Source organism: Candidatus Acidiferrales bacterium (genome assembly GCA_035515795.1).
In the GTDB taxonomy this organism is placed as follows: Bacteria; Bacteroidota; Ignavibacteria; order Kryptoniales; family JAKASW01; genus JAKASW01.
This window is the reverse complement of sequence record DATJAY010000002.1, coordinates 149799-172490: the sequence shown is the minus strand read 5'-3', so window position 1 is coordinate 172490 and position 22692 is coordinate 149799. Positions and strand designations below refer to the sequence as shown.

Genomic DNA, 22692 nt, shown 5'->3' with positions numbered 1-22692 from the left:
TGAGATTCTCCACTTTACATTAATTTACACCCGGTTGACGTGAAGAGCAATTTATGACGGTGACGCAATGGAGACCCTGGTCATGCCATCAATCGATCAACGACCTGTTTTCAATCCTCGTTCAGAACCTCGTACACCGTCTTAAGAAGTTTTTCTCCGGTAAAAGGTTTACTGATGAATGCATCGATCTGACCCGCGAAGCCTGCAGAAGCTTCTTCCTGCAAACCGCTTGTCGCAATTATCTTCACTTCCGTTTCCATTCGTTTAAGTGCAGACACTGCCGACTTGCCATCCAGGATCGGCATCATATTGTCTATGATGACGGCTCTTACCTCTTCCATGTTCTTGACAAACACAGCTATCGCTTCGGCACCGTCGCCCGCCAGAACCACTTGATAATGATATGCCTCGAGAGTGGCCCGTGCAATTTCTCTTATGGACGATTCATCATCAACGACGAGTATCATTTCACCATGTCCGACGTACTGATCAAGATCGGTCTCCACGGCAGTCGAAACCTCTTCAAGCTCAGTTGCAGGCAAATAGATCTTGAAAGAAGTTCCTTTGTTGATTTCGCTGAAAACGTTTATGAATCCGCCATGTGCTTTCACAATCGCCAGCGCAGTCGACAAACCGAGTCCGGTTCCCTTGCCAACTTCCTTGGTAGTAAAGAAAGGCTCGAAGATTTTATCCAGCAGTCCCGGCGGTATTCCGACACCGGTATCACTAACCGCAATCAAAACATATTTCCCCGGTTTCGCATCTATGTTCATCTTGGCGGACTCTTCATTGAGAATTGTATTCTCCGCGCTTAATGTCAGAACTCCACCCTCGGACATCGCGTCTCGAGCGTTTACACAGAGATTAAGAAGAACCTGGTGAAGCTGAGTTGCGTCTCCCAGGATCGTCCATAAATCTTTAGGGATATACTGATCGACGCGTATCGACTTCGGCAAAGTCTCGTTCGCGATGCTCACTATTTCCCTCACGACATGGCGAGGCTGGAGTATGACGCGCTCGCCCTTAGCGCCCCTTCCAAACATAAGGACCTGTCGTACCATATCTGCGCCGCGTTTTGCGCTCGACTCGATCGCCTGCAAAATTTTCTCGCTCTGATCGTCGTTAAGGCGGCGTTTCAATGCCCTCACTGACATCATGATGGGCGATAAAACATTGTTGAGATCGTGCGCAATGCCGCCCGCGAGCGTGCCTATGCTTTCCAGTCGTTGTGCGCGCATGAACTGCGATTCAAGTTTTTTCCGATCAGTTATGTCGGTGCATATTGTCATTATTGTTCTCGGATTGCCTTCGATGTCTGTCAGCAGCTTCCATCTGCAATCCAGAATTAACTCATCACCGCTCCGGTTGAATGAGGTCATCTCACCGGCCCATTCGCTTTCCTTCAGAGTCTTGTTGCGCGCCGCGCTCGAGCCTTGCGGCATTTTGTCTTTCATAAGCGATTCCAATTTCTTTCCTATCGCATCTTCGCTCTTCCATCCGAAAATCTTCGTCGCGCCTTCGTTCCAATAAGTTATTATACCATCCAGTGTCTCCAGCGTGATTGCGTCCTGAGATTTGTCCAACAGAGTTGCCTGTTCACGGATTTTTTCGTCGGATCGTTTTCTCTCGATCGCTGCAGCAATCTGCCCGGACAACAATGACAACAAATTCTTTTCCCGATCGCTGAATCTCGTCATAGTGGTAAAATTCTGTATCCCCAGTACTCCGATCGTACCCGAAGCAGTCTTCAGGGGGACGCCAAGCCAATCAACCGGCATTTTCCGGACCGCATTGCCTGCCTCCTTCGTATCCATGTCGCTGCTCTCGTTCACCGTTAGAATCGATGGACTGCCGCTTAATGCCGCCTGTTCGTTAAAGGCATCAAGCCCCGGCTGCTTCTCCGGTCCGTCAAAAACTTCGTTTACGTAATAAGGATAAAATAAACTATTGCTAAGGGAATCGCGCAGGGCGATGTAGAAGTTTTTTGCCGGTATAAGGTGCGCAACAACTTCGTGTATCGCTTTGCAGAATTCATTTAGGTTGTCGGTAACGCGGGTAATTTCGGCAAGTCTGACGAGCGCAGCCTGCAGCAGCTCCGAACGGCGCCGCTCCGTGATATCCCTTCCCACTCCGACAAAACCTACAGTCTGTCCTGCCTCAAGCACGATGGTTAGCGACAAATTCATGGGCACGGTGTTGCCGCTCTTCGAAACAAAATCCACATCGACCACGACCTCGTCCTCTTTCCCGCCGATGGCATTTTCCTTGTATGTCCGAATGGCTTCTCCCTGCTGAGTAAACGCCAGAAGATTTTTTCCCAAAAGCTCACTCTCTTGATAACCAAGAACCGCCAACGACCCGCCGCGGACAAACTGAATATTAAGGTCATCATCCATCCGGAACAGGACATCACTCATGAACGTCAGCGCAGATTTCATGGCATCGTAAAGAGTGTTGATAATTATTTTGTGCCGGAACACGAAGTACAGAGCCACGACCAAGGAGAGAAGAGACGTGAAGATGTACAATTCCATGTTCTTCGGAAAAAAAGCATTGAATATCGATTCCGTAAAAGGTCCTGGGAGCAGCAGCAGCAGACATGCAAACCCACCCACAATGAGATTCGACTTCGTCCCCTTTTCGCTGAACCCCTTCAGAAACGTGAACAGTATCGCGATGCCAATGCTGAATGCGACGGACATCCACGTCACAAGAAACACGTAGCCGATCGATGAAAGGCCTACGCCGATAACGGTCGGTTTAGGAATCAGGCCTATCAGCTCCAGCGTGTAGCTAAAGAGACCTGCAAAATAGACAGCAGCGACAGTAAGCGGAGACTGCAGTAGTTCCTCCCGGCGCACCATGATTATCATAAAATGGAGGAAGAAAAAAGGAAACAGCGCGAAAAGAAAAGAACTCAATGCACCTGTCACGGCGATTGCATAATTCGAAGTAATAACGGTTGATAGGAAACCACACGCGCCGAACACAATCAAGCAGCTCACAAGAAAAAGGTAAAACTTTACGATTAGACTTCTGGTGGCTTTGAGGTATATGATGACCGCAAGCAATAAATTCGTCGCAGAGTAACCGATGGAAACATACTCATATAGCATTTAATGCCTCCATAAATTTATATTAAAATTTCCGATCCGACCCGCAGCCGTCAACCGCTGCAAAGTTTTATCCATCAACGCGAGACCGACGCGGACTGTCTCCCAAAATTCCGTAAGCCGGCTTAAACACACAAAAAACCGATCACCCAGACTCGAATGAAACTTCGGCTATAAGTTATAACCAAAGGCCGAAAAATCATAGTCAACAATAATCTGAGCGACACAAAATATTTTTCGCGCCGATGTGCAGCAGCATTTTTATTGTGCTCGTCATGAACTTATCTTAAGCTCCATGGACAATTTCAACTCGTTGATCCTCGAAGGAAGAAGAGTCACACTCCGCTCGGTTCGATTGGAGGATGCAAACGAGCTTTTCAGAATCATAACAGAATCCCGTGAACATCTCGAAAGATGGCTGCCATGGGTCGATTACATCCGTTCCGTCGACGACGAAAGCCATATCGTGGAACAATGGACATACGAGATGCAAATGAAAACCGCAATACATTTTTGTATAAACGCCGAGAGCCAGACTGCTGGGCTGGTCAGCACGCATCAGATCGACTGGATGAACCAGCGGACAAGCATAGGATATTGGATCAAAGCGGGGATGGCAAATAAGGGCATAATTACGGAATCGACCGCGGTAGTGATGGAATATGTCTTCGAAAAGTTAAACCTGCACAGAATCTATATTCAAGCCGCAACTGGAAATGCTCCCAGCAATCGCGTGATTCAAAAATTGGGCTTCAAACATGAAGGAGTTCTCCGAGAGAACGAACGGTTGAGAGAACATTACCTGGATCATAATATTTACGGAATGACTAAAGGTGACTTTTCAAAAATAAAACCAAGTCTTTCCAAATACTTCAAGTAGACTCGGCGAAATAAATTCATGCTGCAGGGGACGATGAGAACTCACAGTTTTCTATCGCGGTCCTATTTTATCCTGTGGGGCTTTAAATTTTTTTCGGCGAAAAAATCTACAAGCTATACTTATCAGCTTCTGCAAGCTTATCTGTGACGGTACGACGGATATAAGCCGAATTTATCGGCACATATTTCAACAGACGGCGAACAGCAGTGAGGTACGTACGCAGCATATCGCCGTCCGCAATGATCGCAAGCGCAGCCTTCGCGTGGCTCTCCACTCTTTCAAGTGCGTCATAAACGAAAGCCCTCGCGATGTCTACGTATAGCGATGCGTCTCTCTTGACTTTCGTCTGCCCCGAAGGGATCGGTTCCGACATCTTTTTCACCCTCAATAACACGCTTTCCATTGCGTAGGATTCCATGGCGATGTCGCTTATATGCCAGATCACTTCCTGTTCGTGTTCTAGATTATTCATGTATTTTTGAAATGCAACACCTGCAGCGAGCAACCCGACTTTCTTGGCATTTGCAGCAAGCGCCATTTCACCGGCCAATACACCATCGTATGATGATTCATTTACGGAGAATGAGATAAGTTCATCCGTCAATTTTTGACTCGCCGCCATCAGAGGCAATTCTCCTTTCATGGCACGGCGAATAAGCATGGATGGGATGAGGAGACGATTGATTTCGTTTGTACCTTCAAATATCCTGTTGATTCTCGAATCACGATAAGGTCTCGCTACCGGGTATTCTTCGGTAAATCCATAGCCGCCAAAGATTTGTACGCCTTCATCGGCAACGTAATTCAAGATTTCGGATGCGTAAACCTTTATGATGCTGCACTCGACGGCGTATTCTTCGATACCTTTCAATGCCAGCGTATTCGCGTCGGGCATTTTCTTATCGATGTGCTGCAGTATGGAGTCTATCAATCCGGCGGTTCGATACACCATGGATTCACCTGCAAAAGTTCTTATCGCCATTTCGCCGAGCTTATTTTTAATCAGCCCGAACGAAATAATTGGAGCATTAAACTGTTTCCGTGTCTTCGCGTATTTCACCGCTTCTGTTATTATGGACTTCGCTCCGCCGATCACACCGGCTCCGAGCTTGAACCTTCCAATATTAAGTATGTTCAAAGCGACCCGATGCCCCTTTCCAATTTCGCCGACAACGTTTTCTGCAGGCACCTGCACATTGTCAAGATTAAGAGCACGCGTCGATGAACCCTTGATCCCCATCTTTTTCTCTTCCTTGCCGAGCGAAATGCCTCTGTAATGTTTTTCAAGAATAAACGAAGTGAACTTATCGCCGTCGACCTGAGCGAAGGTTATATACACATCCGCAAAGCCGGCATTAGAAAGCCACATCTTTGTCCCGTTGAGGGAAAAGGACTTTCCGTCGACGGACAACATCGCCGTCGCTTTGGCGGACAGCGCATCGCTGCCGGAACCCGGCTCGGAAAGCGAATACGAAGATATCATCTCCCCCGTCCCGAACTTCGGAAGATATTTTTGTTTCTGATTTTCCGTCCCGAAATAGACAATTGGTAACGTCCCGATCCCGGCATGTGCGCCATGACTTACTGCAAACGATCCCGTCTTGCCGAGATTCTCCGCCACAAGCATCGAGCTTGTTTTGTCGAGTCCAAGTCCGCCGTATTCTTCCGGGATATCGACCGATAGAAGTCCTATCTCCCCTGCTTTCCGGAGGAGCTTCACTGTAAGATCATAGTCCAGCTCCTCCAACTTTCCCAAGTTTGGCATTACCTCGTTATCGACAAAATCTCTTGTCGTATCGGCAATCATCTTATGCTGCTCAGTGAAATCTTCGGGAGTGAATACTTCTTCGGGCTTCGTTTCCTCGATAAGGAAGCTGCCGCCTTTTTTGTAGCTCAGCTTTTGTGTCGTTTCCATTTTGGATCTCCTGGTAGGGACGTAAAACTTTTCTTTAGTTTATATTTTCAAAAATTCCTGCGGCACCCATTCCCCCGCCGATGCACATCGTAACCATGCCGTATCTCGCTTCTCGTCTTTTCATTTCGTGGAGCAGAGTTGCAGTTAGCTTCGCCCCGGTACAGCCGAGAGGATGACCAAGAGCTACCGCACCGCCGTTAACATTAACTTTGCTCTCATCCATCCCGAGCTCTCTTATGACAGCAATCGCCTGAGAAGCGAACGCCTCGTTCAACTCGATCAAGTCGATGTCATCAAGTTTGAGTCCGGCAAGCTTCAATGCTTTTGGAACAGCTTTGACCGGTCCAATCCCCATGATTTCGGGCGGTACTCCGGCCACGGCAAACGAGACAAATTTCGCAAGCGGCTTCAGTCCAAGCTCACTTGCTCTTTCTGCGCTCATCACGATTGAAGCGGCTGCGCCGTCGCTCATCTGGGAAGAATTCCCTGCAGTCACCGTACCACCTTCCATGAAAGCCGGTTTTAGCTTAGAAAGCTTATCGAGTGACGTATCTTCTCTTGGTCCCTCGTCGACGCAGAAGGTCGTTTCCTCGGAAACAGTCGTCCCGCTCTTCGTAAATTTCCTTTTCACCTTCAAGGGAACAATTTCGTCGATGAAGTTTCCTGCTCTGATAGCTGTGACGGCCCTTTGGTGACTTCGCAGCGAAAATTTATCCTGGTCTTCGCGTGATATTTTATATTGTGCCGCCACCCGCTCGGCTGTTAATCCCATGTTGAGATATGTCTCAGGCTGATTATCGATAAGCTGCGGATTCGGGAGAACTTTTCGGCCGCCCATGGGAACCAGGCTCATTGTTTCGGTTCCGCCGGCAACAATTACATCTGCAGAACCCACCATGATCCTTTCCGAAGCCATCGCTATCGTCTGTAAGCCTGATGAACAGAACCTGTTGACAGTCGCTGCCGGTACCGATACTGGCACGCCGGCCCGCAGAGCGGCGATCCGCGCGACGTTCATCCCCTGCTCACCCTCCGGCATCGCGCAACCCATCAGAACGTCATCGATGGACTCGGGCTGAAGACCACGCGTTCTCTCAATCGCCGCCTTGATTACAGCAGCCGCCATCTCGTCGGGTCGAGCCTCCCGCAGTGTACCACGAAGTGCTTTCCCGACGGCGGTTCTGAGAGATGTTACAATTACTGCATCGTGCATTTTAGGACAACCTCCTGCTTAAACATTAACCTATAGAAGGAGCGGAGACACGAGTAAACAAATTCATTCGCATCATGTCTTTTCACTTGTGCTGTTGCATCCTGCCGCCTTGCATCATTTCTCAGTTTCTCAGCGCCTTATTGTTCTTCAACATGTATTGCATTCGTTCCTGAGTCTTTCTTTCACCGCACAAACTCAGAAATGCCTCCCGTTCAAGGCCGAGGAAATATTCTTCGTCGACTTCCTGCGGTGAGGTGAAGTCACCGCCGCACAATACGTAGGCCAGTTTTTTCCCGATATTGAATTCGTAATCGGTGATCCGCCCGGCTTCTTTCCACAGATACAATCCGAGCGTCAACCCCGAAAGAACCGATTGGCCGAGTGCGATTATTTTTTGCCTCTCCGGCGGACGATAACCTTCTTGTACCATGGCAAGCGCCGTAGATTTTGCATCATGGATTAAAAACTTTTCATTCATCGAAATGTCGTCAGTCGGACGCAGGTACCCCAGATTTTTCGCGTCGTCGGCGCTCGCGGACACCTTCGCCTGCCCGATTGTCTCAAGCACCTCGCGAACAAACGGCATAAGATCGGCATCCGGAACTCTAGGCGCTCTCGCGAGACTCCGCGCTAGCATTTCCTTCGTTCCGCCGCCCGCCGGTATGACACCTACTCCGATTTCGACGAGGCCCATGTACGTCTCTGCAGAGGCGCGAACTCTGGGAGCATGAAGGACCATCTCTGTCCCGCCGCCGAGCGTCATGTTGAACGGCGCCACCACTACCGGCTTCGGCGCATACTTGATTCTCATATCCATCGATTGGAACATCCTTATGGCGCGGTCAAGCTCATCGAATTCGCCTTCCTGTGCCATCATAAGAAGAAGCATCAAATTTGCGCCCGCGGAAAAATATTTCCCCTGATTTGCAATGACTAATGCATCATAGTCGGTCTCAAGTTTTTTCAAACCTAAATCGACGATCTGGCTCACATCTTCTCCGATAGAATTAGCCTTGGAATGAAATTCTATGCAAGCAACCGAATCTCCGAGATCAACCAGAGACGCGCCTGAATTTTCCCTGATGATCTTCCCATTCCTCTTCTCAATGGCAAGGTTGACGAATTTTCTGGAGATCGGAACCTGCCTGTAACCTTTCGAAACAAAATCATAAAAGAGTATCGCTCCGTTTTCCTCCTTATAAAAACTATCCGCACCTCCCGCAAGCATGTCTAGAACCTTTGCAGGTACCAGCCTCCCTTCCGCCTTCATTCTCTGGATGGATTTTTCAAGTCCGATTGCATCCCACATTTCAAACGGGCCCAAACTCCACCCGAAGCCCCACTTCATCGCGTCGTCGACGCTGACGATATTGTCGGCGATCTCCGGAATTCTGTTCGCGCTATAAATGAGGAGAGCTGCGGTCGTGTCCCAGAAAAATTCTCCGGCGCGATCTTTCGAGTAAGCAAGATTTCTGATGCGCTCCCGGACATCTTCGATATTCTTTCCCAATTCGATCGATTGGAAAGAAGGTCTCTGCCGTCGTCGATGTTCCATCTTGCCTCGATCGAGGGCAAGTATTTCCGTTTCCCCTTTCTCATTTTTAATACGTTTGTAGAAGCCCGTCCTGGTTTTCTCGCCGAGCCAGCCCCGTTTCTGCATCTCCAAAATGAATTCGGGGCACTTGAAATAATTTCGCATTTCATCTTCGGGTGCTGCTTCATATAGATTGGTTGCAACGTGGATCAAAGTATCGAGCCCGACGATATCCGCGGTACGGAATGTCGCGCTTTTAGGCTTTCCCGATGCAGGACCGGTTACCGCATCAACCTCTTCGATCGTGAGATCACACTCGACCATCCTGTGAAGGATATACATCATCGCAGCGACGCCAATGCGGTTCGCAATGAAGTTCGGCGTATCCCTGCAGAGCACAACTCCTTTGCCGAGGGTTTCCTCGGCAAAACCTTTCATAAAAGCAACAACTTCGGGAAGCGTATCTTCGGTCGGGATCAGTTCGAGTAAATGAAGATAGCGCGGCGGGTTGAAGAAGTGGGTTCCCAAAAAATTCTTTCTGAGATCGTCCGACAGGCCTTCCGCAATTTTTGAAATCGGGATTCCGCTCGTGTTCGAGCTGACGATCGTTCCAGGTTTTCTAAACTCTTCTATTTTTTTCATCAGCTCCCGTTTCGGTTCGAGGCTCTCTACGATCACCTCAATGATCCAATCGACTTCTCCGATTTTCTTCAGATCGTCATCGAAATTACCGAGCGTTATGTAATTCGATTTTTCTATCGTAAAGAATGGCGCAGGCTTCAAATCAAGGGCACGCTTCAATCCCATGGAAGCAACCCTGTTTCTGACTTCCATGTCGGAAAGCATCAAACCTTTTTTCGTCTCTTCGTCATTAAGTTCCTTCGGAACGACGTCGAACAAATACGAACTGATTCCCGCGTTCGCAAGATGCGCGGCAATCTGTGCACCCATCACGCCTGCACCGAGTACTGCCGCCTTTCGAATGTTTTTCATTTTTCCCTCATTGAAAACCCACGGGCATTAAACACCAGTGAGCCTCGCTTGATTCCGGCATTCATTCTTGGTAGAAGCTGTCAATCAATTCTCTATATCTATTCTCTACATTCCGCCTCTTCATCTTGAGGGTAGGTGTCAAATAATCCTCCTCGATAGTCAATTCGCCGTCCAGAACCGCAAACCTCTTTATCGTTTCCCATTGGGACAAATTCTTGTTCATTTCATCGATTACACTTTGATATAATTCATTGACTTTTTCATTCTCAGCCAGTTCACGATTAGAATTGAACCGGATCTGATTCTTATGAGCAAAATTCTTCAGTGCATCCCAATTCGGAAAAATCAATGCGGAAGCAAACTTACGGTGTTCCCCGATAACGATCGCTTTTTCAACGTAAACATTTTCCGCCAATGCCGCCTCGATGACCTGAGGCGCGATGTACTTCCCGCCGCTGGTTTTAAACAAGTCCTTCTTTCGATCCGTCACGAACAGGAATCCGTCCTTATCAATATATCCGATATCTCCCGTCCTAAACCATGACGCATAAAACGCAGCAAACGTCAACGCAGCATCTTTGTAGTATCCCATCATGACATTCGGACCGTCGACCAATATCTCTCCATCAGCCGCGATCTTCACGGATACGTTCGGGATAATCGGTCCAACCGAACCGATCCGGTTCCTCTCGAGCCTGTTCACCGCGATCACTGGAGAAGTCTCCGTTAGTCCGTATCCCTGAAGTATTGTCAATCCTGCAGCTGAAAAAATTCTCGCAAGGTCCGGACTTAGCGGTGCACCGCCGCTGATGATAAATCTTATCCTTCCGCCGAAGGCTCTGCGGAGGTTTTTATAGACCAGAAGACTCGCGAACATATGTTTCATCTTGTAGGCAAACGTCATTTTCTTTTCGACGTCGAAGCGAAGTGCAAGATTGATCGCCCACCTGAATACAAACCGTTTGTACCAAGGAAGATTCTCGACCACGGCTTGCGCTTTTTCAAAAGCCTTCTCGAGCATTCGCGGAACGGTCGTCATCAGATTCGGTTTTACCTCGACAAGATTTTGCGGTAGATTCTCTATCGAGTCTGCAAAGAATATCCGTATCCCGACATCAATATAGTGGTAAAGTATCATCCGTTCGAACACATGCGACGGAGGAAGATAACTCAGGGCGATGTCGTCAAGCGGATGGAACGTGAATATTTCCGCACAATCTACGGCATTGGAGACAAGGTTTTCATGAGAAAGCATCACGCCTTTCGGCTCACCGGTTGTTCCGCTCGTGTAAATTATCGTGGCCAGATCGTCCTCTTTCACGAAGTTTTTCATCTTGTCGAAAAATTCTGGATTCACGGAAGCCGCAGCTCTCCCCTTTTCGAGCAATTCATTCCAGGTAATAAACTCGATGCCGCAGCCATCTTCTCCATCCTGGAGCAAATCAAGTTTCTCGTCCGAAATACTTATGACAAATTTACAGCAGGATTTTCTAATTGCGTCCTTGGCTCTTTCAAATAGTTTTTTTGAACCGACGAATATTCCTTTCGATTCGGAATTATTTAGAATGAATTCGATTTGATGAACGGCTTGCGTGACATAAAGAGGAACATCCGCCGCGCCGGTGTGAATAATTCCGAGGTCGCTCATCGTCCAGTATGCCGAGCTGTCCGCGTATAGGGCAACATGGTCGCCTCGGACGATTCCGAGTGAGTGCAGGCCGAGAGAAATATATTTTACGGTCTCATGAACGCAATCAGATGAAAATGATTTCCACTCGCCGCCAATCTTACAGTTTAGAGTCTGCGGATTATGAAAGCGCTTAACCGATTTTTCCAGCAATTCGCAGAGCGTTAACGGCCTGTCCATCTTGACTCCGGAATTCTTGTCTAGCAACAGTTGACGAGTCATTTTAAGATCTGTCTTTTTCATAATCAACACTTTCGACGGCAAGAATGTTCACGAGAAGATTGATTATTTCTTCTTTAGAAAATACTACCATGGAACATGACCGGGGAAAAAACCGAGAGCTTTTCTTGTCTGGCAAATGTCTCCATTTTCGCCTAAATTCATTATCCGAAGAGCTCCTTCGGGGAATTTCTATGACTGAATTACTAATCAATCACGTGGTCAACTGGATCGGGATCTCCGGCTATGCCGGACTGGTCATACTAATGGCGCTGGAAAGCATGGTGGCACCTCTGCCGAGTGAGGCAGTGATGCCTTTTGCCGGATTCCTGATATTTGAAGGGAGATTTTCGTTTCACGAAGTAATATTCTTCAGCCTGCTCGGAAGCATAATAGGCTCGGTTATGTCTTACTATGCGGGACTCTACGGCGGGAGGCCGTTCGTTACCCGCTTCGGAAAATATTTACTGTTGGACTCCCGCGATCTTGACCTCACAGAAAAGTTTTTCAACAAATACGGCGACAAGACAATCTTCTTCAGCAGGTTCATACCGGTGGTCAGGCATCTTATCTCGATTCCAGCCGGCATCGGGGAAATGAAGCTCGGCAAATTCTTGATTTACACGGCAATCGGAGCGGGCATCTGGAATTCTTTCTTAGCATATGCCGGCTTCAGGCTGAAGAGTCATTGGGAAACGATCAGGCATTACAGCCAGATTATGGATATCGTGGTCGTCGTCTTTCTGATTTTCGGACTAGGTTATTTCATATATCGTCATCTCAAGCGTTTGAGCGCTAAGAATCCGACTTGATGACTCCAGAACTGATTCCTTTGTCCAGAGCGTTGACGAAGTTAGGGTATTGTTCGCGGTCGAGGGCTGCCGACTATATAAAAAGCGGAAGAGTTTCGGTCAACGGAGAAGTGACCAGGCTTCTCTCGTCGCGCGTAGATTTGGATAGAGACATTATTGCAGTCGACAGGAACCGCCTCTCGAGACCGGTGAGGGTCGTCATAATGCTTCATAAACCTCGCGGCTTCGTGACCACTTCGAGTGATGAGTTCTCGCGGAAGACAGTTTACGGTCTTATACCGAACGATCTCCACCTTTTCTCCGTCGGGAGGCTGGACATAGACACAACCGGGCTTCTTCTCTTCACGAACGACGGCACACTTCAAGATAAAATTCTCTCTCCGGAAAATGAGATCGCCAAAACCTACATCGTTACCGTCAACGGGAAGGTAACCGGTGAGCAAATCGGCAAGCTCATGAAAGGCGTCGAAATTCGAGATGGAGTTATTTGCAGAGCAGATGATTGTGAGATAGTAGAAACGGAGCTGTCTAAGACTCGATTGAGAATTAGGATCCATGAAGGGAAGAACAGAGAGATCAGGCGAATGCTGGACGCAATTGGGAAAAAAGTTTCAAGATTGCACCGAACGGCAATTGGAGGCCTGGAGTTAGATGTCCCTGAAGGGGCATGGCGGAAACTGACAGATGAAGAAATTAAATTAATCTTGAACTGATGCCAAGGATAAGTTCTAAGATTGTCGAAGTCGTTATTTTCAGAAAAAAGGATGTTCCCGAATTCCTCGTACTAAAGAGGGCCGATAATGACCGGATTTATCCTGGGCTATGGCAGCTTGTGAGCGGAGGAATCAAGCGGGGCGAGAAAGCGCACGAAGCCGCCATACGCGAGGTAAACGAAGAAATCGGAGTTAAGCCGAAGAGATTTTACAACACTCCTCTCACAAACACTTTTTATTTTTTTACGAACGATGCGGTCAATCTAAGCCCGGTTTTTGCGGCCGAAGTCGATGGCAGTACAAAAGTGAAGTTGTCTGGGGAGCATAAGGAATTTCAGTGGCTGAAAAAAGAAGATGCGATCTCACTCCTCGTTTGGCCGGGTCAGAAAGAGGCGATTAGTGTGGTGAACGATTACATTCTGAACGAAAGCCCGTCGCGCAAGTTTATGGAAATAAAAATCAGGTAAGCACCTGACCCTGCCGCTCCGACAAGTTTTCATTTCCAGATATCAACCGGAAGGAAAAATCACGAGCCCGGCTTGAGACGGGCCTCGGGTATGATCGGCTGAAACAATTCTATCGGATTTCCCGATGGATCGTCGAACAGGCACTGCTTCCCTCCGACGCCGGTTATGATGTCATTTCTAAAGTGAACTCCGGCTTTACGGAGCTTCGCAACTGTGGCTTCTATATCCTCAACTTCAATCGCGAATCGGTTCCATCCACCCGGCATCGGCAATCTGCCGTCCGACATAGCCTGACCGCCACCGGGTCCGCCTCCCGGCTTGCTCAATACAAGACGCAAGTCACCGCGAGAAAGCATGGCGAACGTCGGTGCCGGATGCATGACTTCCTTAAACTCAAGGTGCTTGCAGTAAAACGAGATTGCATCCTCAACATCGTTAACAATGTATCGAACCTGAACGGCGGCCATCTGATGGTTCTCCTTTCCTCGCTCCGCAAATATTACTCCTCGGTGTTGATTCAAGAAATCGCTATTCTCTGCCTTTACTTTCTTCCCAAATTTCATTCATCTCATCGAGGCTCGCATCATGGAGCGAAATGTTTTTCTTTGACAGCTCGCTTTCCACGTAAAGAAATCTTTTTTGAAACTTTTCGGTGGCGCTTCTCAGCGCGCTCTCAGGATGAACATTGATATGACGGGCATAATTGACCAGCGAAAAAAGGAGATCTCCGAGTTCTTCTTCTATCTTATCGCGGTTTCCCTTCTCCACTTCCTCTCGAAGTTCTTCCACTTCTTCCGTAACTTTCGGCAGGACTTCGTCGGCACTTCCCCAATCGAATCCGACCTTTGCGGCCCTGTCCTGAATTTTAAAGGCACGTGCAAGCGCGGGAAAAGCGACCGGTATTCCGTCAAAGATAGATTCTCTTCCCGCATCTGTCTTTATTCTCTCCCAGTTCTTTTTCACCTGCTCCGGCGTATCGGCCTCAACATCTCCGAAAACATGCGGGTGCCGAACTATCATTTTCTTTGTCTCTTCCCTAACCATCTCGCTGAAAGTAAATTTCCCTTCGTCTTCGGCTATCTGGGTGTGAAGAAAAACATTCAGCAGGATATCTCCGAGCTCGCTCTTCACCTCCGGCCAGTTCTCTTGATCGATCGCCTCGGCAAGCTCGTAAACTTCTTCTATTGTATAATGCCTTATCGATTTGTTCGTTTGAATCTTATCCCACGGACATTCCTTCCTCAGTTTTCTCACTACATCCAGAAACTCTTTCAAAGATTCATCTTCAATTTTCGTCATGGCGTTCTATCCTATTTCCAAAATTTGTTTCAGGGTTTCAAATACTTCTTCCGGTTTTATTGCCTTCATGCATTTCATATAGTCTTCGCCACTCATGTCGCAACGATCACTATGACAACACTGGACATCCTTGTGCAGTGCAACGTGGCCGAGACTCTTCTCATATGGAAACCAGATGTCCGGCTCGCCAGGCCCGAAAATCCCGATCGTCCGAGTTCCGACCGCCGTTGAGATATGCATGGGCGCAGCGTCGTTCGAAACATAAGCACCGCACCGGGAAATTATCGCGGCGAGTCGCCTCAAATCCCGAGGCGGAATTACGACAACTCTTGCCTGAGTCGACGACAAAAATCTCTCTAGATAGCCGGAGTCTCGGGGGCCGTAGGTTACCACAACCTGCGCGTCGAGATCTCCGGCGATCAATTCCGCGAGTCGGGCAAAATATTCCGGCATCCAAACCTTCGCGGGCCAGGTGGCACCGATATGCAAACCGATCATTAGTTTTCGAGCCGAAGACTCGACAGCCTTCCGCTGAGTATCTCCGACTCCGACCTGTTCCAGAAACTCTTCGGCGTCGCGGATCTCGTTGTCATCGAGAAAAATCCTCGGTTGTCTGTAACCTTCATGGATTCCGAGTGGAAGAAGATATCGAAGATGAAAATCAACGGCGGTAATTCTTTCTTTGACGGCCACAGGATGCGTAAATAGTCTTCCGCGCCAGCCGAAGTCGCCGCCGATTCTCATTTTCGCCCCGGAAAGAAAAATTTCAACCGCACTTCTGGGATTGCCGAATAGGTCGATCGCCACATCATATTTTCTTCTTCGCAATAGAGACGCAACGCGGAATTGTTCTATCACCTCAGGCGCCGAGAAATTGTAAGGAATTATTTCACTCAAGTTGGGATTACGATACAAAAGGGTGACACCTTCACTATCGCCCAAGTAGTCTATCGTTGCATCGGGAAATTTCTCCCGCAGGATCTCAAGCACAGGCGTGGTAAGGACGATGTCACCGATAAATCTCAGCCGGCTTACGAGAATTTTCAATAAGACGTCCGCCACTGATTGATATAATAATCCCAAAGATCGGCGTTTGAATAAACCTGATCGATCCTGTAGAACCTATCCTCGATATTTGCTGTCTCCTGCGCGAGCCTAAAAACTATGGTCATCGATGCCTGAGTCGACGACTGATAATAGCTCCATTTTTCGTCCCACGCTCCCTCACATTCGACATCGTCCGGCGCACCGCATACGATAAAATATATCCCCATCGGCGTTCTCCATCCTTCAATGCAGCTCGTGAATAGCTGGTTCGCCTGGCTAACCCTCTGGTAATACTGTACCATCTTGTTGAGTCCCCCATGTTCTTTCCAAAATGTCACCAAATTTGCCTTGATCGACGAATCCGTCCTCCCCGCAACAATGTTTTTTATATCGCTGCTCGCAGCGATATAATTAAGAGAATTGATCATTGTGGGAAAATCATCTGCAATCTGCGGAAAATTTTTGTCATGCACCTGAAATTTCATTGTTGAAGTCGCCGAATCACCTCCATTGTCACTCACGACAACTTTCAACAGGTAATTTCCCGAAGCAGGCTTCGGCACGCTGCCGAAAATGTACGAAGTGCCTGCCTTAAAAGCCGAGGACGCCGCATGCTGGTACACTAGCATTGTATCCATATCTTCTCCGCACGGGTTGTAGGGTGTCGACTGATATGCAAACATCTGGACGTTGAAAGTCGGCAGGTTTATTTCCCTGCTTCGGAGCCGGTAAACGTAAATGGAAAGAGAATCGTCCGCGCCGTTTTTTTGGGACAATATCGTGAAAAACTTCAGCGTGTCGGGAAGGAGTCCGACGTTGGACAGGATGAACGGCGTTATCTTCCTTCCCTGACCGGCGCTGTCGGATCTTGTCCCGGCAGGATCCATCCGGGCAAGGAGCATGATATCGCTAAGCACGAGCGGCTTGTTCGACATTTCCGGCACTTCAACAGAATATGTCCTCGATGATCTTGCCTTGCTTTCATTGTCCACGATGCCTATCTGGACTTCGTGATTTCCACTTTTAATCGGGAAAGAGACAAGAAAAGCATCATAGGAATTCTGGTCGGGTTTCGGATAATTCTGGAGAACTACTTTTCGATCTATCTCCTTCGAAGTCGCCGATTCTTCTTTCCCGGTAAGCCGAATCGAACAGGTGTATGACGCAACGAACAAATTACTGTCTCTGTCATACCTCAACCGCGATTCTTTCACACTCACGTATGCATCCAAACGGAAATCGGACGAATCGGGAGACCAGAATAACCTGGCATCAAATTGCGGCAGTGCGACTTTCGTATTTACATAATCATAGTAACACTGATATGACGGAGTTGTTTCAGACTGACTACTCGAACTGCATTCTGAAAAGGAAGCCACGAAAAATACAAGTGCACTCAATACTAAATATCGAAAAATTCTCCCGCGCATTATCCAGCCATAACCGAAATACGAGCCGGTACAAAGCAGCATCTCAGGTCTCTTATCAGCAGCCCTTTTCCTGCTGGCAGAATTTTCGGAGGAGTTTTTAGAATTCGTCGCTCTCGACACGCTCGATATCCGCACCAAGTCCTCTCAATTTTTTTTCGATGCTTTCATAACCACGATCCATGTGGTAAACACGCAGAACTTCGGTAGTTCCTTCGGCAACCAGTCCGGCAAGAAGCAGCGACGCGCTCGCGCGCAAATCCGTTGACATCACCTTCGCCCCTTTGAGCGATGCAACGCCTTTGACCACCGCAACGTTCTCCTTCACTTCTATGTCTGCACCGAGCCGCACAAGCTCGGGCACGTGCTTGAAGCGGTCGAAGTAGATCGTCTCGGTTATGATAGACGAACCTGAAGCGCGCGTCATCATGGCTATCCATTGAGCTTGGAGGTCGGTTGGAAATCCCGGATATGGCGCCGTGGAAACATCGACAGGATTGATATTGCCCTGACCTTCAATCACTATCGAGTCATCTGATGCTTTCAACATCGCACCCGCCTGTCCAAGTTTCGAAAGAAGTGCTGTAACATGGTCAGGCCGGCAATTCTTGACGGCAACCTTTCCACCCGCCATCGCACCGGCAATTAGAAATGTTCCCGCTTCGATACGGTCCGGAATGTTAGAGAAATCCGTGGAATGTAAATCATCGACTCCTTCAACCGTAATTGTCGACGTTCCCAATCCGTCTATACGCGCGCCCATCTTTTTCAAAAACTCACCAAGAGCTGTCACCTCGGGCTCCAGGGCGGCGTTTCCAATAACGGTGGTTCCCTTCGCCAGGCAGGCCGCCATCATTACATTTACGGTCGCGCCGACGCTCGATACGTCAAAGTCTATTCGTGCTCCCACAAGCCGTTTTGCTCTTGCGATCACATAACCTGAGTCGAGTTTTATTTCCGCCCCGAGCTTCTCCATCCCTTCGATGTGCAAATTGACCGGTCTTGGTCCCCATGCACATCCGCCCGGCAGGGAGACTTTCGCATAACCGTAACGGCTCAAAAGAGGTCCCAGCACATAGAAAGAGGCGCGCATTTTTTTCACGAGCTCATACGGCGCCTCGAAAGTGCCGATACACGTCGTATCTAGAGTTTGCAGTTTCCCTTCCAACTGTGTTTTTGCGCCGAGCTCTTCCATGAGCTGTGCCATGGTCGCGACATCGCGGAGATCGGGTGTGTTGTCAATTCTAAAAATCCCCTTTGCAAGGAGTGATGCCGGCATCAGGGCCAGCGAGGCGTTCTTCGCGCCGCTGATTTCTACGCTCCCGGAAAGTTTCTTACCGCCCTTGACTAAAAATTTATACATAAAAAAGCCGACAGTTCGCACCTGAAGACTTGGTTCCGTTCACGACTAGTTTCACTTCCCTTCATTCAAACCAGACCTTCCTTGATATACCGGCTCGTCGCAAACATAGTTGACAGTAGCCCAAGGAGCGAAGCAACTCCGACGATCGCGCCGTAAAATCCCGGCGGAGGAAGCAATTCAATTTTTGCGCTCTCTTGAATCAAAAAGGTCGCCGCTTTGATAAGACCATAAATAATTACCGAAGCTAGAAGCCCTCCGGTAAATCCCTGAATTATTCCGCCGAAGAGGAAAGGGAGTCTGACAAATCCACGCGAAGCCCCGACAAGCTTCATCGCTTCAATTATCTTCCTTTTGTGCGAAATCGCAAGCCGCATCGAATTATAGACCAGAAAAATCGACAACAACATGAGCGCCCCGCCGAACGCACTCATTACTTCGTAAAAAAGTTTCACCCTCTTGTCTATCAGCGTCAATAAAATTTTCCTGTAGCTTACCGATTCTATACCGGGCATTTTCTCTATTCTGGCCGCCAAAGCGGCGACGTCGCGAGAATTTTTGCTTTCATCCTTGATAAAAACTCTGAACGACGCAGGGAGCGGGTTGAAATCCAAAACGGACTTAATGTCCTGCCCGAAATCGTTCTTGAATTTTTCTGCCGCCTCGTCCTTGCTGACGAACTGGACACTCTTGACCGCCCTCATCGCTGTCAGTTGGCTCTTCAATTCCTGCACACTAGTATCGGATAGCGAATCCGTCAAGAATACTTCGAGCTCAACTTTCCCTCTAACATATTCCAATACTTTCTGAGCCTGCATCGACGTCAAATAAAAACCACCAAGCAGTGTGAACGACAAAATAACCATCAAGATGGAAAAGAAAGCGCTGAGTTTTGCGCGGCCCAGACCACTGAACGCTTCTTTTAGGAGAAACCAAAATCTGCTCAATGGATTGTCCTCCCCGATTTGAAGCTTCCGATCACTTTGACGTGCGGGCAGAGTTCACGAAGGTGACTGATCGCATTCGACTCTTTTCCGCCCAGCAAGCTCCCTCGAAACTCGACAAAAAATTCGTAATCCCACGGTTTACGCACAACGGGGATCGAATCGATCGATAGAATATCTATATCCCTTATCGCAAACACGCTCAGCACCCTGTGCAGTTCACCCGGACGGTTCCTTAATCCAAAAACGACCGACGTTTTGTCCGCATCGCGGGCGATAAGATACTTCTTAGAAATAATCATGAACCTTGTAAAGTTGCGGCCGTCGCTCTCAAGATGTTTTTTTAATACGATCAGTCCATAGTCATCCGCAGCCGCTTCACTTGCGATCGCCGCCAGACTCATATCATCATTATCGGAGATGAACTTTGCCGCGCCGGCTGTGTCATAATATTCGATCCGGGTCAACTTCATGTCGCGAATAAATTTTCTGCACTGAAGCAATGCCTGCGGATGGGAATAGACTTTCTTAATCGCCGATAATTTTGCACCGCGCAAGGCGAGAAGCGAATGCGAAATTTTTAGCTTGATCTCTCCGACACCGTATACCGGCTCTTCATCGAGCAGGTTAAAGACCTCTCTTATACCGCCTCCGAGGGTATTCTCAACGGGGACTATACCGGCGTCAACTTTTCGTTTCGCAACTGCATGGATCGCATCTGCAAACGTGTTATACGGAACCAGGTCGAGATTTTTTCTTCTAAAAAAATGCTTGGCGGCAATCTCGCTATATGCGCCCTTCTCTCCCTGGAAAGAAACCAGATATTTTTTCATCGATTACCTGCCGATCCGCAGGTTACGAAATTCAAACTGTAAGTTTATATCCATCTTTAGAAATTTGACTCATCCTTCCACATTGAAATCTTCCAAGGATCCGATGAAGTGGTGCGATCCAATACAAAATATGCTTTGCCCGCCACGTCTTCAATATCCGCCGGGTTAAACGCAACGGTTAGATTAAATCCCCGCGTGACAACGGCGTGGGTGCTCGTGGTGTCTGCAGGATAATAAGTGTTATCCCATGTCAAGGTAAATTGGTTCACTAACTGGAACATCATGCTCGTCGATCTCATTTCCACATCTCTTCCCCACGCTACATCCTGAGAATTGTCATAATCGCGATAGACGAAGGTGAAATTGGGTCCGATGAGCTGCGAGTAGACGCTGGTATCTCTGAACGTGTAAGCATAAATAAAATTTTGGAAAACGCCGTCGATATTTTTTTGATCCGAGAGAAAACTTGTCGCTGCAATCTGCTGGGTTGCCAGCTTCGGCGCGAACGGATTTACGCAGCTCAGGAATAAAAGGGCAGAAGAAACCAGCAACCATTTCACTGGCTGAACTTCGCTTTCATTTCGCTCCATGTCGGCAAGCTATCCGTGAGTTTTGTATCGATCCATCGATAAACGGACCAATTCTGATTTCGGTCCACTCCCAGGAAAAATTGAAGGTTCCCTTCTGCCTGCTGAGGGCTGCCGCTTGCACTATTCGGCCAAAGGAGAATGTAGTTCGCAGTGTATTTGACAGAGTCGCTACTCAGCGATGTATAGTTTTCAGAAGAAAGTGTAAGTGCCGGACTTGCGGTCGCGGAAGAATAAACCGCAAGATTGCTGAAATACGTACGTTCGGAATAATCCTTGTCCCAGTTCGCGAAAATTTGCGCATACTGGCTCGAAATGTTGACCGCCGGCACAAAAGTAAATTTTCTTCCTCCGAAGTTCGTGTCAGAGAGACACGACAAATAATTATCGACATTTTTTTCCGCAACTGCGCTCTTCAAGTTCTGTATGACGATGTCAGATGATGTCGGCGGAATAAAATCTGACTGGCCCTGCTGCGGCTGTTGCGGTGTACGAGTCTGAAAAATGTTGCAGCCGGATAGAAAAGTAAAACAAAATGTTGACGACAAAAGGCTGATGGTAAGGGTTAAATCTGCCATTTTTTCTCTTACTCTCCCGATCCTTTTACCTCCTGTCTTTAGCCCTTCCGTGCTTGACGTTTCACCCAACGGCGATCCGCCCTTCCAGAGCTCTCACCAGGGTCGCCTCGTCGGCAAACTCGAGGTCGCCTCCGACCGGCACCCCCCGCGCAATCCGAGTCACTTTAACTCCAAGCGGCTTCAATAAATTTGCCAGATAGATTGTCGTGGCTTCACCTTCGACATCCGGGTTCATAGCAAGAATAACTTCGTTAATCTTCCCGTTGAGCCGACTCAACAGCTCTTTTGTTTTTATTTGATCGGGGCCGATTCCTTCAAGCGGGCTCAATGCACCACCGAGCACATGATATACTCCGTGGAACTCATTGGTTTTCTCGATCGCGAGGACATCGCTCGGGTCCTCGACGACGCAAATGGAGGCATGATCCCTATTTCCATCTGCGCAAATCGAACAGGGATCTTTCTCAGTGATGTTCCAGCATACGGAGCAATACCGGATTTTTCGTTTCACTTCAAGGATGGCATTAGCAAGTCGATTCGCATCATCGTTGTCGGCTTTCAACAGATGCAATGCGAGCCGCTGAGCGGTCTTTCTGCCGATTCCGGGGAGCTTGCTCAACTCGCCGATCAGAACCTCGAGTGCTTGAGAAGTATAAATCATTCAGGAAATCCCGCCGAATTTAAAACCTGGAAGCATAGTTAGAAGTCCGCCGGCACTCGCGCCCAAATGCTCGGTTGCCATCTTTTCCGCCTTTTGCAGCGCGTTGTTGCTCGCTGCAGCAACGAGGTCCTCAATCATCTCTTTGTCTTGAGACTTAACGAGATCCGGCTCGATATCAACACTGAGAATTTCCCTCTTGCCGTTTGCCGTGACTTTTACCATTCCCCCGCCCGCTTCTCCGATCACGCTCATGTTCTCAAGTTCGCCCATCGCTTTTTCCAGAGTCTTCTGTAACTCGGAGATCATTTTTTGCATATTTCCGAAATCATTCATCTATTGAAACTCCTCGTTAAAATATACTTCAAATAGATATCAGCTGTTAGCCATCAGCAGCAGATCATAAACTGAAG

20 protein-coding genes are annotated in these 22692 nt (G+C 48.2%); 4 read left to right on the top strand and 16 right to left on the bottom strand.

The window, feature by feature from the left end; all coding sequences use genetic code 11:
- Positions 1–110 precede the first annotated feature (110 nt).
- Positions 111–3116, bottom strand: a complete 3006-nt coding sequence (locus VLX91_00990) for a PAS domain S-box protein (protein ID HUI28759.1) — start codon at positions 3114–3116, stop codon at positions 111–113.
- A 292-nt stretch (positions 3117–3408) separates the two neighbouring features.
- Here VLX91_00990 and VLX91_00985 point away from each other — a divergent pair, with 292 nt between their 5' ends.
- The gene (locus tag VLX91_00985) at positions 3409–3993 is read left to right on the top strand and encodes a GNAT family protein (protein ID HUI28758.1); all 585 of its coding nucleotides are present in this window, start codon (positions 3409–3411) and stop codon (positions 3991–3993) included.
- 106 nt (positions 3994–4099) lie between these two features.
- On the opposite strand, the gene VLX91_00980 is transcribed toward VLX91_00985, so the two are convergent.
- The 4 genes from VLX91_00980 to VLX91_00965 form a co-directional block, all read right to left on the bottom strand.
- Entirely contained in the window at positions 4100–5908 is a 1809-nt protein-coding gene (locus tag VLX91_00980; protein HUI28757.1) for an acyl-CoA dehydrogenase family protein, read from the bottom strand.
- A gap of 34 nt (positions 5909–5942) precedes the next feature.
- Positions 5943–7121, bottom strand: coding sequence for an acetyl-CoA C-acyltransferase (locus VLX91_00975; protein ID HUI28756.1), 1179 nt, complete (start codon positions 7119–7121; stop codon positions 5943–5945).
- 121 nt (positions 7122–7242) lie between these two features.
- Positions 7243–9648: a 3-hydroxyacyl-CoA dehydrogenase NAD-binding domain-containing protein gene (locus VLX91_00970; GenBank protein ID HUI28755.1), complete on the bottom strand. Its 2406-nt coding sequence runs from the start codon at positions 9646–9648 to the stop codon at positions 7243–7245.
- A 61-nt stretch (positions 9649–9709) separates the two neighbouring features.
- The gene (locus tag VLX91_00965; protein HUI28754.1) at positions 9710–11557 is read right to left on the bottom strand and encodes a long-chain fatty acid--CoA ligase; all 1848 of its coding nucleotides are present in this window, start codon (positions 11555–11557) and stop codon (positions 9710–9712) included.
- Positions 11558–11748: 191 nt separating this feature from the next.
- Between VLX91_00965 and VLX91_00960 the strand changes: the two genes are divergently transcribed.
- The 3 genes from VLX91_00960 to VLX91_00950 are packed head-to-tail and all read left to right on the top strand — an operon-like array spanning position 11749 to position 13546.
- Positions 11749–12366, top strand: coding sequence for a DedA family protein (locus VLX91_00960; GenBank protein HUI28753.1), 618 nt, complete (start codon positions 11749–11751; stop codon positions 12364–12366).
- Entirely contained in the window at positions 12366–13079 is a 714-nt protein-coding gene (locus VLX91_00955; protein ID HUI28752.1) for a pseudouridine synthase, read from the top strand. Before VLX91_00960 ends, VLX91_00955 begins: the two co-directional genes overlap by 1 nt.
- Positions 13079–13546 (top strand): NUDIX pyrophosphatase, encoded by a 468-nt coding sequence (locus VLX91_00950; GenBank protein HUI28751.1) that lies wholly within the window; start codon positions 13079–13081, stop codon positions 13544–13546. Before VLX91_00955 ends, VLX91_00950 begins: the two co-directional genes overlap by 1 nt.
- Positions 13547–13605: 59 nt before the next feature.
- Here VLX91_00950 and VLX91_00945 read toward each other — a convergent pair whose 3' ends face one another.
- The 11 genes from VLX91_00945 to VLX91_00895 all read right to left on the bottom strand — a co-directional run bounded on the left by VLX91_00945 (position 13606) and on the right by VLX91_00895 (position 22615).
- Positions 13606–14013, bottom strand: a complete 408-nt coding sequence (locus VLX91_00945) for a VOC family protein (protein ID HUI28750.1) — start codon at positions 14011–14013, stop codon at positions 13606–13608.
- Positions 14014–14074: 61 nt separating this feature from the next.
- Positions 14075–14845 carry a nucleoside triphosphate pyrophosphohydrolase gene (mazG, locus tag VLX91_00940; protein ID HUI28749.1) on the bottom strand — a complete coding sequence of 257 codons (771 nt, stop codon included), beginning with the start codon at positions 14843–14845 and terminating at the stop codon, positions 14075–14077.
- Between the two features lie 6 nt (positions 14846–14851).
- On the bottom strand, positions 14852–15892 hold the full coding sequence (locus VLX91_00935) for a glycosyltransferase family 9 protein (GenBank protein HUI28748.1): 1041 nt from the start codon (positions 15890–15892) through the stop codon (positions 14852–14854).
- A complete protein-coding gene (locus VLX91_00930) occupies positions 15889–17364 on the bottom strand; it encodes a GWxTD domain-containing protein (protein HUI28747.1) in 1476 nt (491 codons plus the stop codon). The genes VLX91_00935 and VLX91_00930 overlap by 4 nt, the downstream gene beginning before the upstream one ends.
- Before the next feature lie 55 nt (positions 17365–17419).
- The gene (murA, locus tag VLX91_00925) at positions 17420–18682 is read right to left on the bottom strand and encodes a UDP-N-acetylglucosamine 1-carboxyvinyltransferase (GenBank protein HUI28746.1); all 1263 of its coding nucleotides are present in this window, start codon (positions 18680–18682) and stop codon (positions 17420–17422) included.
- A gap of 65 nt (positions 18683–18747) precedes the next feature.
- Entirely contained in the window at positions 18748–19626 is an 879-nt protein-coding gene (locus VLX91_00920; GenBank protein ID HUI28745.1) for a permease-like cell division protein FtsX, read from the bottom strand.
- Positions 19623–20456, bottom strand: a complete 834-nt coding sequence (locus VLX91_00915) for a prephenate dehydratase domain-containing protein (protein ID HUI28744.1) — start codon at positions 20454–20456, stop codon at positions 19623–19625. The genes VLX91_00920 and VLX91_00915 overlap by 4 nt, the downstream gene beginning before the upstream one ends.
- A gap of 56 nt (positions 20457–20512) precedes the next feature.
- Entirely contained in the window at positions 20513–21046 is a 534-nt protein-coding gene (locus VLX91_00910) for a hypothetical protein (protein HUI28743.1), read from the bottom strand.
- Positions 21013–21621, bottom strand: a complete 609-nt coding sequence (locus VLX91_00905; protein ID HUI28742.1) for a hypothetical protein — start codon at positions 21619–21621, stop codon at positions 21013–21015. Before VLX91_00905 ends, VLX91_00910 begins: the two co-directional genes overlap by 34 nt.
- Positions 21622–21682: 61 nt before the next feature.
- On the bottom strand, positions 21683–22282 hold the full coding sequence (gene recR, locus VLX91_00900; protein ID HUI28741.1) for a recombination mediator RecR: 600 nt from the start codon (positions 22280–22282) through the stop codon (positions 21683–21685).
- Positions 22283–22615, bottom strand: a complete 333-nt coding sequence (locus VLX91_00895; GenBank protein ID HUI28740.1) for a YbaB/EbfC family nucleoid-associated protein — start codon at positions 22613–22615, stop codon at positions 22283–22285.
- Between the last annotated feature and the right edge of the window lie 77 nt (positions 22616–22692).

Bases quoted from the DNA above. Each gene is read 5' to 3' on its own strand.
- VLX91_00960 (HUI28753.1), top strand. From the start codon at position 11,749: ATGACTGAATTACTAATCAATCACGTGGTCAACTGGATCGGGATCTCC.
- VLX91_00915 (HUI28744.1), bottom strand. From the start codon at position 20,456: ATGAAAAAATATCTGGTTTCTTTCCAGGGAGAGAAGGGCGCATATAGC.
- VLX91_00955 (HUI28752.1), top strand. From the start codon at position 12,366: ATGACTCCAGAACTGATTCCTTTGTCCAGAGCGTTGACGAAGTTAGGG.
- VLX91_00905 (HUI28742.1), bottom strand. From the start codon at position 21,621: ATGGCAGATTTAACCCTTACCATCAGCCTTTTGTCGTCAACATTTTGT.
- VLX91_00970 (HUI28755.1), bottom strand. From the start codon at position 9,648: ATGAAAAACATTCGAAAGGCGGCAGTACTCGGTGCAGGCGTGATGGGT.
- VLX91_00975 (HUI28756.1), bottom strand. From the start codon at position 7,121: ATGCACGATGCAGTAATTGTAACATCTCTCAGAACCGCCGTCGGGAAA.
- murA (HUI28746.1), bottom strand. From the start codon at position 18,682: ATGTATAAATTTTTAGTCAAGGGCGGTAAGAAACTTTCCGGGAGCGTA.
- mazG (HUI28749.1), bottom strand. From the start codon at position 14,845: ATGACGAAAATTGAAGATGAATCTTTGAAAGAGTTTCTGGATGTAGTG.
- VLX91_00950 (HUI28751.1), top strand. From the start codon at position 13,079: ATGCCAAGGATAAGTTCTAAGATTGTCGAAGTCGTTATTTTCAGAAAA.
- VLX91_00910 (HUI28743.1), bottom strand. From the start codon at position 21,046: ATGGAGCGAAATGAAAGCGAAGTTCAGCCAGTGAAATGGTTGCTGGTT.
- VLX91_00990 (HUI28759.1), bottom strand. From the start codon at position 3,116: ATGCTATATGAGTATGTTTCCATCGGTTACTCTGCGACGAATTTATTG.
- VLX91_00985 (HUI28758.1), top strand. From the start codon at position 3,409: ATGGACAATTTCAACTCGTTGATCCTCGAAGGAAGAAGAGTCACACTC.
- VLX91_00945 (HUI28750.1), bottom strand. From the start codon at position 14,013: ATGGCCGCCGTTCAGGTTCGATACATTGTTAACGATGTTGAGGATGCA.
- VLX91_00980 (HUI28757.1), bottom strand. From the start codon at position 5,908: ATGGAAACGACACAAAAGCTGAGCTACAAAAAAGGCGGCAGCTTCCTT.
- VLX91_00965 (HUI28754.1), bottom strand. From the start codon at position 11,557: ATGACTCGTCAACTGTTGCTAGACAAGAATTCCGGAGTCAAGATGGAC.
- VLX91_00930 (HUI28747.1), bottom strand. From the start codon at position 17,364: ATGCTGCTTTGTACCGGCTCGTATTTCGGTTATGGCTGGATAATGCGC.
- VLX91_00895 (HUI28740.1), bottom strand. From the start codon at position 22,615: ATGAATGATTTCGGAAATATGCAAAAAATGATCTCCGAGTTACAGAAG.
- recR (HUI28741.1), bottom strand. From the start codon at position 22,282: ATGATTTATACTTCTCAAGCACTCGAGGTTCTGATCGGCGAGTTGAGC.